11 protein-coding genes, 3 tRNA genes and 1 pseudogene are annotated in these 14,752 nt (G+C 35.8%); 11 read left to right on the top strand and 4 right to left on the bottom strand.

All coding sequences use genetic code 11. The features are described from left to right. The first annotated feature begins 38 nt into the window (after positions 1–38). Positions 39–719 (top strand): MBL fold metallo-hydrolase, encoded by a 681-nt coding sequence (locus LB076_RS10390; protein ID WP_066336593.1) that lies wholly within the window; start codon positions 39–41, stop codon positions 717–719. Between the two features lie 159 nt (positions 720–878). Here LB076_RS10390 and capB read toward each other — a convergent pair whose 3' ends face one another. Then, the gene (gene capB, locus LB076_RS10395; RefSeq protein ID WP_066336596.1) at positions 879–2,141 is read right to left on the bottom strand and encodes a cysteate-C-fatty acyltransferase; all 1,263 of its coding nucleotides are present in this window, start codon (positions 2,139–2,141) and stop codon (positions 879–881) included. A gap of 230 nt (positions 2,142–2,371) precedes the next feature. Between capB and LB076_RS10400 the strand changes: the two genes are divergently transcribed. From LB076_RS10400 to LB076_RS10410, 5 genes and pseudogenes are all read left to right on the top strand, one after another. Further along, entirely contained in the window at positions 2,372–3,184 is an 813-nt protein-coding gene (locus LB076_RS10400; RefSeq protein ID WP_066336598.1) for an NYN domain-containing protein, read from the top strand. 296 nt (positions 3,185–3,480) lie between these two features. Then, positions 3,481–3,645, top strand: coding sequence for a hypothetical protein (locus LB076_RS13900; protein WP_157776685.1), 165 nt, complete (start codon positions 3,481–3,483; stop codon positions 3,643–3,645). A gap of 91 nt (positions 3,646–3,736) precedes the next feature. Continuing rightward, positions 3,737–3,892: pseudogene (locus tag LB076_RS13655) on the top strand (transposase); the annotation flags it as partial. Between the two features lie 118 nt (positions 3,893–4,010). Beyond that, entirely contained in the window at positions 4,011–4,373 is a 363-nt protein-coding gene (locus LB076_RS10405) for an ISAon1 family transposase N-terminal region protein (RefSeq protein ID WP_070786662.1), read from the top strand. A 13-nt stretch (positions 4,374–4,386) separates the two neighbouring features. Next, positions 4,387–5,340, top strand: a complete 954-nt coding sequence (locus LB076_RS10410) for an ISAon1 family transposase (RefSeq protein ID WP_198402058.1) — start codon at positions 4,387–4,389, stop codon at positions 5,338–5,340. Positions 5,341–5,432: 92 nt separating this feature from the next. On the opposite strand, the gene LB076_RS10415 is transcribed toward LB076_RS10410, so the two are convergent. The 3 genes from LB076_RS10415 to LB076_RS10425 form a co-directional block, all read right to left on the bottom strand. Next, positions 5,433–5,506, bottom strand: a tRNA-Arg gene (locus LB076_RS10415). A gap of 17 nt (positions 5,507–5,523) precedes the next feature. Next, positions 5,524–5,598: transfer RNA gene (locus tag LB076_RS10420), tRNA-Pro, on the bottom strand. 14 nt (positions 5,599–5,612) lie between these two features. Continuing rightward, positions 5,613–5,696, bottom strand: a tRNA-Ser gene (locus LB076_RS10425). Between the two features lie 231 nt (positions 5,697–5,927). On the opposite strand from LB076_RS10425, the gene LB076_RS10430 reads away from it, so the two are divergent. The 5 genes from LB076_RS10430 to LB076_RS10450 all read left to right on the top strand — a co-directional run bounded on the left by LB076_RS10430 (position 5,928) and on the right by LB076_RS10450 (position 14,632). Beyond that, a complete protein-coding gene (locus tag LB076_RS10430; protein ID WP_066334554.1) occupies positions 5,928–7,106 on the top strand; it encodes an acetyl-CoA C-acyltransferase in 1,179 nt (392 codons plus the stop codon). 87 nt (positions 7,107–7,193) lie between these two features. Then, positions 7,194–7,955 carry a C40 family peptidase gene (locus tag LB076_RS10435; RefSeq protein ID WP_066334261.1) on the top strand — a complete coding sequence of 254 codons (762 nt, stop codon included), beginning with the start codon at positions 7,194–7,196 and terminating at the stop codon, positions 7,953–7,955. 386 nt (positions 7,956–8,341) lie between these two features. Further along, complete coding sequence (locus tag LB076_RS10440; RefSeq protein ID WP_066334262.1) at positions 8,342–10,750, top strand: TonB-dependent receptor; 2,409 nt, start codon at positions 8,342–8,344, stop codon at positions 10,748–10,750. 226 nt (positions 10,751–10,976) lie between these two features. After that, entirely contained in the window at positions 10,977–11,705 is a 729-nt protein-coding gene (locus LB076_RS10445; RefSeq protein WP_066334264.1) for an LOG family protein, read from the top strand. A gap of 98 nt (positions 11,706–11,803) precedes the next feature. After that, complete coding sequence (locus LB076_RS10450) at positions 11,804–14,632, top strand: aminopeptidase (RefSeq protein ID WP_335583356.1); 2,829 nt, start codon at positions 11,804–11,806, stop codon at positions 14,630–14,632. The last annotated feature ends 120 nt before the right edge of the window (positions 14,633–14,752 follow it).

The raw sequence follows: 14,752 nt of genomic DNA on the forward strand, positions 1-14,752 counted from the left end.
TTATCAATCAGCAACTTTGTTATCTAAAATAGATAAAAATGAAAGAAATAACAAAAAATGTATTCCAAATTCCGCTGATGCCCAGAAATAGTATTAATTGCTATGTTATTGATGATATACTTGTTGATTCAGGAATTAAAAGTTCGGCAAATAAAATACTAAATTCAATAAAAAATATTGATATTACCAAACATGTTTTAACGCATGCCCATGCCGACCATCAAGGAAGTAGTGAGTTTATATGTACTACCTTAAATATACCTCTTTGGACCTCTGCCCTTGAAAAAGACAATGCAGAAACCGGAAACGTTACTTCAGAATATGCTAACAAAGAGCATCCAATAGCACGATTTCAACAGCACTTTTGGGCAGGAAAAGGTCATAAAGTTTCTCGTATTCTTAAAGAAGGGGACAGTGTAGGTAGCTTTACTGTTATTGAAACTCCAGGTCACTCCATGGGGCATATTTCTTTTTTCAGAGAAAGAGATAAAGTCTTAATTATTGGAGACACCCTAGTAAACATGAATTTAGTAACCACAATTGTTGGGTTAAAACAACCTCCAAGTCTATTTACAACAAATAAAAAGATTAATAGAGAATCTATTCAAAAAATACATGACTTAAAACCAAAGATTATTTGTTTTGGACACGGGCCAGTTTTATACAACAAAGGAGAGTTAGATACATTTATGCATACACTAAATGCAACAACTCCTTGAAAAATTTAGGTAAAAAAAGCTCTATTCTGGTACTAATTCAGCAATAATAAGGCCATTAAAGCATTTTATACATCATAAAAATACCCCCAAAAAAGCTTAACTTCTTGGGGGTATATATATCGAAATAACTATTTTAAATAGCCGTACTACGTAGCCAAGTTACGCATCCAAATCAACTTTAGTTTTGGCTGCAATTTCTTTATAAGTACCATTCTCTAATTTTTCACGAATCGCTTCAAAAGCAACAAGAGTTTCCTCAATATCCGATAAAGTATGAGAAGCCGTAGGAATCATTCGTAACAAAATTATTCCCTTAGGGATCACAGGATAAATCACAATAGACAAGAAAATACCATAGTTTTCTCTCAAATCATTCACCATAACCATAGCCTCAGGCACACTTCCCTCTAAATAAACAGGAGTAATACACGTATTGGTGTCTCCAATATTAAAATTTCTAGAACGCAAACCATTTTGCAATGCATTCACATTTTCCCATAATTTTTGTTTCAATTCTGGGTGGTTACGCAACAATTCCAAACGCTTTAAAGAACCAATAGTTTGGATCATTGGCAACGCCTTAGCAAACATTTGCGAACGCAAGTTGTATTTCAAATAATCAATAATTTCTTTATCTGCCGCCACAAAAGCACCAATATTGGCCATAGACTTAGCAAACGTAGAAAAATAAACATCAATATCATCTTGTACATCCTGCTCCTCACCTGCTCCAGCTCCAGTTTTACCCAAAGTACCAAAACCATGTGCATCATCCACCAACAAACGGAAATTGTATTTTTGCTTCATAGCAACTATCTCTTTCAATTTTCCTTGTTGGCCACGCATACCAAAAACCCCTTCGGTAATAAACAAAATACCACCCCCTGTTTCGGTAGCCATTTTAGTGGCACGTTGCAGGTTTTTTTCCATACTCTCTAAATCATTGTGTTTATACGTAAAACGTTTACCCATATGCAAACGCACCCCGTCAATAATACACGCATGCGAGTCCACATCATAAACAATAATATCATTTTTAGTAACCAAAGCATCAATAATAGACACCATCCCTTGGTAACCAAAATTCAATAAATAAGCAGATTCTTTCATCACAAAAGCAGCCAATTCTTGCTCCAATTGCTCATGGTATTTGGTGTGCCCACTCATCATACGAGCACCCATTGGGTAAGCAGCTCCAAACTGAATCGCTGCATCCGTATCGGCTTGTCTCACCTCAGGATGATTTGCCAAACCTAAATAGTCATTCAAACTCCAGTTCAAAATATTTTTTCCGCCAAACTGCATTCTTGGTCCCAATTCTCCTTCTAATTTAGGAAAAACAAAATACCCTTCTGCCTGCGAAGCCCATTTTCCTAGAGGACCTTTATTGTTTTGAATTCTTTCGAATAAATCCTTTACCATAATATATTTAAGTAATAATTTTAATTTTAAGACGTTGCAAAAATAAATATTTATATTTTATAAAAGTCTTGAAACTACAATTATTTTTTTGTAGCCACTCCCGCTATCCACTATATCTTTTGCTTTTTTAAAGAAAAAAAGCAAAAGGATGCCGTTCCTATCGGGGCTAAAACCATATTCCTAAATAAACTTTGTATCTTTGAACCATCATACCAAGCAACCCAATTACTATGTCACAACACAGCAAAGAACTCAAACTAGCAGTCTTAATTGATGCCGATAACGTACCCTACAGCAACGTCAAAGGCATGATGGAAGAAATAACCAAATACGGCACCCCAACCACCAAACGTATCTACGCAGATTGGACCCGCCCCAACGCCAGCGGATGGAAAGCCGTATTATTAGAACACGCCATCACACCAATCCAGCAATACAGCTACACCTCAGGCAAAAACTCCTCCGACTCCGCCTTGATTATAGACGCCATGGACCTATTATACTCCGGCAAACTAGATGGTTTTTGCATCGTATCTAGCGATAGCGATTTTACCCGCTTGGCCATCCGATTGCGAGAATCCGGCATGAAAGTAATTGGTATCGGCGAACAAAAAACCCCAAAACCATTTATCAGCGCCTGTGACCGTTTTGTGTTTATAGAAGTTCTAGACGGAGCCATCAAGAAAAACGCCCCAAAAAGAACCACCGCTACCACCACAACCGAAACCAAAAAAGCCGTAGAAAAAACCATCGGAAAAACACCCGAAAAAACCATACAAAAGCCTCTCAATAAAATTGACGAACCAACAATTGACCTAATCGAAGACTCCATAGATGACATAGCAGATGACAGCGGATGGGCATTTTTAGGAGATGTAGGCAACCTAATCGTAAAGAAAAAACCAGAATTTGACCCCCGGAATTATGGCTTTACAAAACTAACACCCATGCTAAAATCCCTATCTGACATACTCGAAATTGACGAAAGAGACTCAGACAAAAAAGGCATCAAACACGTATATGTACGCCTGCGTTTTAGTTAATCCGCCAGCAATAAATCAAAACCAATACTGGACGTACTAACTTAGCTATCCAGAAAGATTAAGTAATAATCTTAATTCTAAACTATCAAACAAGTCCGCAAAATTTATGACATAGCTTTTAAATAAAAAATGAAAATTTTCAATATATTTAAGTTTACTACAACAACAAAAAAAGACATTCGGCTTTAAATTATGCAACTATTGAAGAATTTAATAATCCAATTAATTACAAAAATGTAGCTTAACTTAATATGTAGTTTTTATTTGCATATCCAAAAATTAGAAGTAAATCCCTGATGGGAACGTATAAGAAAAACGAGAATAGTGTAAAAAATCATCCCATAATCACAAGCAACAACAAAGCGTATAAAATACAAGCCGAAACCATTGATGGCAAAAACAAAATACCATACTTTGCCATTCATTTTATTTCCAATGCAGGACGAATAAATTTTGTCTGAATTGGTCTAAAATAGTGTTTAAAGATATTTAAATAGTGTTTTTTGTAGCTTAAAATGACACAATACGCCCGCACGGGAGAACAAACTAAAAGTTTATTATGACTCTATTTTAAACTACTTCGATAACAGAAGTACAAATGCTTCAGCAGAATCTTTTAATGCTAAAATAAAAACTTTTAGAAATCAATTTAGAGGAGTAAGAAAAGTAGATTTCTTCCTGTTTAGATTAACTAAATTATTTGCATAGTCCCCAAATTTTGCACTTGATCCCTCAACAACCCTAAAAGACAACTAAATTGGGATCAAGTCTAAATGTTGTGGGGAAATATTAAATTTAGATATTTGCATTTTAAAATTTAATACAAATGCAAGATTCTTTTGTCGACCTTCTCAAGTTGTTACTTCCTGAAATTATAGTTGAATACTTTGAACTGACTTCCTATAAAAAAGAGGAAGAGATACTTCATCTTTACTTAAAGGAGATTAATTCAATTCCTAAAGAACATCGACAATCAAAATTGAGCTCAAAAGGATTCTTTGATGAAATAACAGTTCAGGATTTCCCTATTCGTGGGCATCAGGTATATCTTCATATCACTCGAAGAAGATGGCTGAATGAAGATACTGGAAAAGTAGTTTTTAGAGATTGGAATTTAGTAGCAGACGGAACTCGGGTGACACAGGAGTTTGCGTCTTTTTTAAAAGAGATCCATAGATTCCAAGCCTAATGATTGCAATGCTATCGCCTCTTTCTATGGCGTTAGCGGTAAGAATCTACAACATCAATACAAAGATTTCTTAAGTGATTTCAAAATATGGGATCAAAAACTACACGCAAAACAATGGCTTATATTTCCAGAAAACATAGGCAAACGCTTATCAATTGACGAAACCTCCTTGTCCAATGGCGAACTCTATACTATTTTGACCAACAAAGCTGGAAAGGGAAAGAAAGGAACTATAGTCGCTATGATTGCTGGAACCAAAGCAGAAACAGTAATTGCTATTATCGAAAAAATACCGCTTAAACTACGAAATTCTGTTACCGAAATAACTCTTGACATGGCGGCAAACATGGGATTGATTGCTAAAAAATGTTTCCCTAATGCTACTCGCGTCATCGACCGGTTCCATGTTCAAAAATTGGCGACAGAAGCTTTACAGGAAATAAGAATTAAATACCGTTGGCAAGCTATAGACCAAGAAAATCAGGCAATAGAAAAAGCGAAGAAAAACAAGAAAAGGTTTGAGCCTGAAGTATTGACTAATGGAGATACTATTAAGCAGTTACTTGCTAGAAGTAGGTATTTCTTATACAAGAATAAATCAAAATGGACGGCGAATCAATTACAACGAGCATTATTGTTGTTTGAATTATATCCCGACATAAAAGAAGCTTACAATCTATCTCAAGGATTACGGAACATTTTTGAAAACACAACTGACAAAATCATTGGTTTTGCCAGGCTAGCTAAATGGCATGAAAAAGTAAATCAATCAGGATTTAAGTCTTTCAATACAATATCTCGAACCATAATCAATCATTATCAAAGCATATTAAACTATTTTGATAACAGAAGTACTAATGCATCAGCAGAATCCTTTAACGCCAAAATAAAAGCTTTTAGATCTCAGTTTAGAGGTGTTAGAAACATTGAGTTTTTCCTTTTTAGGCTAACTAATATTTATGCCTAATTCTTGTCGCTCCACAGGTTTTGGGATTGATCCCTAAATTGGCAATGGTAAACAAAAAAACCCTCATAATCAAAAGATTATAAGGGTTTTTGTGAAGGCAGAAGGATTCGAACCTTCGACCGCCTGCTTAGAAGGCAGGTGCTCTATCCAGCTGAGCTATGCCTCCATTGCTCCATAAAAAAGTCGGGGTGGCAGGATTCGAACCTGCGGCCTCCTGCTCCCAAAGCAGGCGCGATAACCGAGCTACGCTACACCCCGAGGCAAAAAATAAGCGGAGGGACAGGGACTCGAACCCTGGCACCGATTACTCGGTGACAGTTTAGCAAACTGCTCCATTACCACTCTGGCACCCCTCCAAGCTCAGAGAAACTTGTCTCGTTTTGCGGTTGCAAATTTAAGACATCTTCACGTTTCCCACAAGTATTTTTGAGTTTATTTTTATTTTTTTTTGAAGATTTTTTCAAATAGCTTCACTATCAAATAAATAGCTTCATTCTTTTTTTATGACTTAATATAAAATGCTCGTTAAAATTAAAAACTGTTTAAAAAACCTTAGATTTGCTATACAAACCAACAGTATACGTATCATGAATAAAAAAGTTGTCATTGTTTCTGGAGTTAGAACGCCTATTGGTAGTTTTATGGGAGGATTATCTACTGTTTCTGCACCAAGATTAGGTGCTGTTGCTATTAAAGGAGCTTTAGATAAAGTACATTTAGACCCTAAATTAGTAGATGAAGTATTCATGGGTAATGTAGTTTCTGCAGCAACAGGACAAGCGCCTGCGCGTCAAGCAGCTCTATATGCAGGCTTACCAGAGAGCATACCGTGTACCACTGTAAATAAAGTTTGTGCCTCCGGAATGAAGGCCGTAATGCTTGCCGCACAAGCCATACAGTGTGGAGATGCAAATATCGTAATTGCCGGAGGAATGGAAAACATGAGTTTAATACCCCATTATATACACTTAAGGACTGCTACTAAATTTGGTCCCGCCACGATGGTAGATGGCATGCAGATAGACGGCCTTGTGGACGCTTATGACCATAATGCGATGGGAGTTTGTGCAGATTTGTGCGCCAGCACCTACAAATTTACCCGAGAAGACCAAGATAATTACGCCATAGAATCGTACCGTCGTTCTGCCCAAGCATGGGATTCTGGCAAATTTGATTCCGAAATAGTTCCAGTGGCTGTACCCCAAAGAAAAGGAGATCCAATTATTATTTCCAAAGATGAGGAGTACACTAATGTAAAAATAGATAAAATTCCGACGCTGAATCCTGCTTTTACAAAAGAAGGAACCGTAACTGCCGCAAATGCCTCTACCATTAATGATGGTGCAGCAGCACTACTATTGATGAGTGAAGAAAAAGCTTTAGAATTGGGTTTAAAACCCCTAGCCTACATCAAAGGCTATGCAGATGCGGCCCAAGAACCCAAATGGTTTACCACAAGCCCTGCAAAAGCATTACCAAAAGCGCTAGATAAAGCAGGAATTAGTTTGGAAGATGTAGATTATTTTGAATTTAATGAAGCCTTTGCGGTTGTAGGATTAGCTAATGCTAAAATTTTAGAGCTAGACACTACTAAAATCAATGTTAATGGAGGTGCCGTTTCATTAGGGCATCCATTGGGTTGTTCTGGAGCAAGAATATTGGTAACTTTGCTGCATGTATTAGAACAAAACAAAAGTAATATAGGTGCCGCAGCAATATGCAATGGCGGTGGTGGCGCTTCGGCCGTAGTTATAGAACGAATGTAGTTTTACAAAAAGTAAAAAACAGCAGCTAAATTTAAGGAGAAATCTCCTTTTTAGACTGTATAAATAATAAACCATAATAGCATATAAATGTTCGGAATTTGCAATCTGGCTATCATCCCCCTTCGTTTAGAACCAAGTGACAAGAGCGAAATTGTTTCGCAATTGTTGTTTGGTGAACATTTTGAAATTTTAGAATCTGATAAACAATGGAGCAAAATCAAAGTGCATTATGATGGGTACGAAGGTTGGGTAGATACCAAACAATACCAATCCATTACAGAAGCTGATTTTGAACAACTAGGCAACCAAAAACGTATTTTGAGTGCCGATTTGATTGAATACATCACGGGCCCACACAATTTATTGATGCCCGTTCCGCTCGGTTGTTCGTTATCGTTTTTAGAAAAAGACCAAATTAATACCGCCGCATATCGGTATGAAGGCAATACCATAGACCACGTTAAAGCCAAAAAACACCTAATTGAAACCTCTTTTTTATACCTTAACGCACCTTATTTATGGGGCGGAAAAACACCTTTTGGGATTGATTGCTCTGGTTTTACACAAATGGTTTACAAGCTAAATGGCTACAAATTATTAAGAGATGCTTCACAACAAGCCACACAAGGAGAGGCTTTAAGTTTTATTGAAGAAAGCGAACCTGGTGATTTGGCTTTTTTTGACAACGAAGAAGGAAACATCATTCATGTTGGAATCATAATGGAAAACAACTATATCATTCACGCTAGTGGCAAAGTACGTATAGATAGATTGGACCACCTAGGGATATACAACGCCGAGGCAAACAGACACACACACAAATTACGAGTTATCAAAAAAATTATATAACTCCTTTTTTTGGGGATCAACAAATTCCATATAACTCCTAAGCATATAGAATATTATTTGTTTTTACTTAAGTGTTTTTAAATGGTATGTGGTTTACACAAAAGGTTTTAAAATCAACTAAAAAAATCAGAACTAAAAAATTTCAGAATCCTGGTTGGGTGCATTTAATTAAAGAAAAAAAGAAAGAAATAATCTAATTTAAAACAGTAGTCACAATTCTATTCAAGATCCATCGATAATAAAGGACTGTATTCCTGGCTACCAATTTATAATGAAAATAAATAATTGTCACAATTCGTTTCTAAATTGATCCTAAGTGCTATTTTTAATTTGTATTTTCGTTTGGCTAAAAACTAATTTTAGTTACTATTTTATAAATTAGAACAATGAAAAAAAAAATATTACTGACCGTAATTTTACATCTTTTATTTGTGGGTACCGCTAAGAGTCAAACTAATGTAACCATTTCTGGAATTTTAAAAGATCAAAACACCAAAACAGTAGTACCTTTTGTAAATGTAGTTTTAAAAACCGAAAAAGACAGTAGCTTTGTAACTGGGACCATTACCAATGATAAAGGTGCTTTTTCTGTATCTAAAATAAAACCCGGAAATTACTACTTAGAATTTTCGTACCTGGGGTATACCACCAAAAAACAAGCTTTGTTTGTAGGCAATTTAACCCAATATTTAGACCTCAATACCATCGAAATAGAAGAAAAATCTACCGCACTAAATGAAGTAGTGATACTCCAGAAAGCACAGACCATCTCTTCCAAAATGGATAAAAAAACATTTTCTTTAAAAGACAATAGTAGCCAAAGTGGTGGTTCTGTACTGCAAGCCATGCAAAATTTGCCTAGTGTTACGGTTCAAGATGGCAAAGTACAACTTCGTGGTAGCGAAAAAGTAACCGTGCTAATTGATGGCAAACAAACCGCCTTAACTGGTTTTGGCAATCAGACAGGTTTAGACAACATCCCTGCTTCTGCCATCGAAAAAATTGAAATCATCAACAATCCCTCTGCAAAATACGATGCTAATGGTACTGCCGGAATTATCAATATTATTTATAAAAAAAACAAGCAAAATAGCTTTAACGGCAAGGCTGGATTCACCACTGGTCTGGGTTCTCTCTGGGTCCGAAAAGAAAATCTACCCAATATAAGGCCACAATACACCCTTACGCCCAAAATAAATCCGAGTATTTCTCTTAATTATAAAAAAAACAAAGCAAATATTTTTTTTCAAGGAGATTATCTATACACCGAAACACTAAATAAAAATGAATTTGTAACCCGAACCTATACCCCATCTACGGTTATTAACTCGCAACTAAAACGCAACCGAAATACCCATTTTACCACCCTAAAAACGGGAGTGGATTATACCCTGGACGAACAAAATTCGTGGACAATTTCTGGACTTTTTGGAACAGAGAAAATTATAGATCGAGGAGACCAACCTTTTTTTAACGGCGATTTATCCCAACAAAAAAGACTTTGGCAGTTTTTAGAAGACGAACTAAAAACAACCATCATGGCATCTGCCAGTTACCAACACAAGTTTTCGCAAGCGGGTCATTTATTAAATTTTGGGTTTAACTACACGTTTCATAGAGAAGACGAAAAATATTTTTATACTAATTATTTACCTAATACTACCGGGTCTGACGCTTTTAAATTGCTGTCTGATGAGCAAGTCTATGATTTTAATCTAGATTATATCAAGCCGCTCCAATACGGAAGAATAGAAGTCGGAATTAAATTTAGAAACCGAGACATTCCAACCAATATGCAATTTATGCCTGGTGCAAACTCTGTTTTAGACTATAATGCAGGAGGCTGGGCAACCTATAAAGAATTAATTCCTGCACTGTATGAAAACTATATTTTTGAAAACAAAAAATGGGAAGCAGAATTAGGTCTCCGAGTCGAATACGTCAAAATACAATACGACGTAAATCCAAATCATGTTGTTTACAAGAGTGATGGCTATAACTACACCCAACCCTTTCCAAATTTGCGTTTGGCATACAAAATAAATGACAACAACAAGCTTTCTGTTTTTTATAACCGAAGAGTAGACAGACCCAACGAAGTGGATATTCGTATATTTCCAAAATACGACGATGCCGAAATTATTAAAGTAGGAAACCCTGCTTTGCGGCCACAATTTACTAACACGCTAGAGATGGGTTACAAAAAAAACTGGGAAAAAGCAAGCCTCTACACTGCACTCTACCACCGATTTGCTAATGGTACCATTACCAGAATATCCAGCACCGTATCACCTAGCAAACTAATTTATGCTACATTTCAGAACGTAGACAAAAGCTTTAATACCGGATTAGAGACCGTTATAACACAAGAAGTGTCCAAAAAATATTCTTTTAATGTCAATCTAAACGCTTATAGAAATCAAATTGATGCCTTTAGAGTAGAAAACAAATACCCAACTACGCATTTGTTTTCGGCAGAGCAACAAACTATTTTCTCCGGAAATGTAAAATTGAATAACAATTTTCATTTTTCTAAAAATATAGAAGCCCAACTAACGGCTATTTATTTGGCACCTGATATTATTCCGCAAGGAAAAATACAATCGCGTTTTTCATTAGATGCAGGGGTCAAAAAAACAATTCAAAAAGGCAAAGGAGAACTCTTTTGTAACGCCACAGATTTATTGCATTCTATGGTTATCCAAAAAGAAATCCATGGACAAGATTTTAACTACACCAGCAGAGATTATTACGAGACGCAGCTCATTCGACTTGGATATAACTACAAATTTTAAATCCCAAACAGGAGTATTGGTATGTTATCAGTAAAATCGTACGCTATAGTGCTCCTAATTTAGGATTTTGTAAAATAAAAGTATCGTATAACTCCCAATTTTTTCAAAAAAGAATTACTTTAGTATCTTACGGATTTAGGGGCAATCGTTTTTTTTGTTTTGTACTCCAAAAAACCTGTAAACACCGCCATGGCTATAAAAACAACCATTTAAAAACAAACAATAAATGAGATTAGAAGATTTTGATAATGACGAAGAAAAAGTAATTCATGACCGATTAAAACAAAAAACTTGGAACGAAATTAGAACCAATGACAGTTGGGCTATTTTTAAGATTATGGCCGAGTTTGTAAATGGCTACGAAACCATGGGCCGTATTGGTCCTTGTGTCACCATTTTTGGGTCTGCTAGAACCAAAGCAGATCATGAATTTTATTTATTGGCCGAAAAAATTGCTTATAAAATCAGTAAAGCGGGTTATGGGATTATCACTGGTGGAGGCCCCGGAATTATGGAAGCCGGAAACAAAGGTGCACATTTAGGTGGTGGTAACTCTGTAGGTTTAAATATTGTTTTGCCTTTTGAACAACATTTTAACCCCTATATTGATAGCGATAAGAATTTAAATTTTGACTATTTTTTTGTTAGAAAAGTAATCTTTGTCAAATATTCGCAAGGGTTTGTAGTAATGCCTGGAGGTTTTGGTACTTTAGATGAATTATTTGAGGCAATAACCCTCATTCAAACCAAAAAAATCGCCAAATTTCCTATTATATTAGTGGGTAGTAGTTTTTGGAATGGCTTAATAGAATGGATCAAAACCGAATTAATTGAGCTCCACCAAACCGTTAGTCCTGAAGATTTAGATTTGATTAAAATTGTAGATCATGAAGACGAAGTAGTTACAATATTGGATAACTTTTATAGAAAATACAATTTAAAACCTAATTTTTAAAAACAAAAGAGCTGTCTTGGTGCAGCTCTTTTATTTTTAAAAATGTACCCTACAAGGATGCCAGTATCTTGAGAAAATGCTATTAATCTACGCTGAGTTTGAAATCAAATTACTTCTTTTTGCTTTGCCTTTTTGTTTTAATGATTCCGCTAAAACAACACGCCCAACACCAATCTAATATGGTAGTTGTGTTGCATACCGATACCAAAACACTCGATGTTCAACAAAAACTCACCTTTGTAAATAATTCCGAAGAGGTGCTAACCACTCTGGTTTTGAACGACTGGAACACTGCCTACTCAAGTGTGCAAACACCACTATCAAAACGCTTTTCGGATGAATTTTATCGTGGTTTTCATTTGGCGAAAGCCTACCAAAGAGGCAAAACCACACTAGAGAGCATGGTAGATACGGATGGTTTTTTTTTAAATTGGAGCAGGTCAGAGAACCATCCGGACTTAGTGTGCATAAAATTGAGAGAATCCTTAGCGGCACACCAAAAAATAACACTAAATCTTAAGTATACCGTCAAAATCCCTAGTGCCGAATTTACTAAATATGGTTTTGAAGCTGGTGGTTCTTTCTTGCTGAAAGACTGGTTTCTAACTCCTTCCCGCTTTGCTAATGGTGCTTTTGTAAGGTATAGCAATGAAAATTTAGACGATATTGTAAATGCAACCTCTGATTTTAACATAGAGCTCCAAATACCTTCTGGATATGCGGTAACCTCAGACTTAACAACACAATGCCTTGCCACCGATTCTGTTTCTTCGGTTTGGAAACTCACCGGAAAAAACCACACCAATTGGACGCTATTTGTAGAGCCTAAACTTTCTTTTTATAGTTTTAAAAAAGACAGCCTCACGGTACTAACCAATCTTAAAGATGAAAAAATTAGTTTGGAACAACAAAAACGCAGTATCGATTGCGTAGTAGATTTTGTAACCCAAAAAATAGGCCACTACCCTCACCAACAGATCGTGGTTTCGCAAACGGATTATGAGCGCAATCCTTTTTATGGATTAAATCAATTGCCTGCTTTTATAAGTCCTTTTACTAATGCGTTTAGTTATGAAATTCGGTTTTTAAAAACCTATCTAAATGCTTATTTAAAAAACAGTTTGGGTTTAGACCACCGTAAAGATGCTTGGATTTATGATGCTATACAAGTATTTACGATGATGCAATACATAGAGACCAACCACCCTAAAACCAAAATGCTGGGTAGTGCCTCTAGTTTTAAACTCCTAAAGAGCTACCATCTGACTACTCTGGATTTTAATGAGCAATACAGTTATTTTTATATGCTTATGGCTCGCAGAAATCTAGACCAAGCCTTAATAAATCCCAAAAACACCTTAATTAAATTTAACGAACAAATTGCCAGCAAGTATAGAGCCGGATTAAGTTTGCGTTTTTTAGATACTTATTTGGCAAATAATCGTGTTTCTAAGGCAGTCGCCTCTTTTTATAAATCCAGTCAATTGCAACAACAAACCAGTGCCGACTTTGAAACCCTATTAAAATCTAGCTCCCAAAAAAATATAGATTGGTTTTTTGAAACCATTATTAACTCCAGAGATTTGGTAGACTATAAATTTGGATCGGCTACTAAAACCAAAGACAGTGTGTCTTTTAGTATAAAAAACAAAACAGGCGTTGCGGTTCCAGTTCCGGTTTACGGAATTTATAAAAATGAGATTGTTTTTAAAAAATGGTTGGAACCCAAAACAAACGATAGTGTTTTTAGGCTAGCCAGAAATGGTGCCAACAAATTAGTACTCAACTACAAAAATGAAGTGCCAGAATACAATTTGAGAAACAACTGGAAAGCTTTGAATGGGTTTTTTCCAAACAACAGACCCATAAAATTTGCTTTTATGAAAGATCTTGAGGATCCGTATTACAATCAAATACTCTATGTGCCAACCTTGGACTACAATTTATACGATGGCTTGTTGCCCGGAATGCGTTTACACAACAAAACCCTCTTAGAAAAACCATTTGTATTTGATGTTAACCCAGCCTACGCCATCAATACAAAAACCTTCTCTGGGTCTGGATCCGTTGTAGTGAATCAAAATTATAGACACGGCGCACTTTATAACGTGCGATACTCCTGCAATGGCTCCTATTTTCATTATGCACCAGATGCGGCGTATTTAAAAATCAATCCCATGGTGCAATTTCGCTTTAGAGAAAATGATTTTAGAGACAACAAGAAACAACTGCTCTTGTTAAGGCAAGTATTGGTCAATAAAGAACAAAGTACGCTTTTGGCCAACACTACAGCCGAGAAGTATACGGTATTTAATGCCAAATATTTTAATAGCAAAACCGAGGTTACAAATCATTTTAGTTTTGTAACAGACCTACAAATATCTGGAAAATTTGGCAAATTAGCCACAGAGTTAGAGTACAATCATTTGTTTTTAAACAACCAACGAATCAATTTGCGCTGGTATGCAGGACGTTTTTTGTACAACAAAACCCAGTCCGATTATTTTAGCTTTGCCCTGGACCGCCCAACAGATTATTTATTTGACTACAATTATTACGGAAGATCCGAGAGCACCGGTTTTTTTAGCCAACAATTGATCATTGCCGAAGGAGGTTTTAAGTCCAAGCTATCCACTGCGTATGCCAACCAATGGATTACTACATTAAATGCCGGTTGTTCCCTATACAAATGGATAGAGGTCTACGGGGATGTGGGGTTTATAAAAAATCACTTCCAACCACATCGCTTGGTGTTCGACACCGGAATTAGACTCAATATTGTGCCCGATTATTTTGAAATGTATCTACCGGTTTATTCCTCCAATAATTGGGAAATAACCCAAAATAATTACTCCGAGAAAATTCGTTTTATTGTTATTTTGTCCCCCAGAGGATTTATAAACTTATTTAACCGAAAATGGTTTTGAAATATAGTTTTAAAAGCTATTAAATTATATTATAAATAATTAAAAGGAATTAAAATTACATATAATTTAATTATATAAAAAATTACTGAAAATTATACACCAAAAATTAATTTGTATTTC

Origin of the sequence: Flavobacterium crassostreae, from assembly GCF_001831475.1 — a bacterium.
GTDB lineage: Bacteria > Bacteroidota > Bacteroidia > Flavobacteriales > Flavobacteriaceae > Flavobacterium > Flavobacterium crassostreae.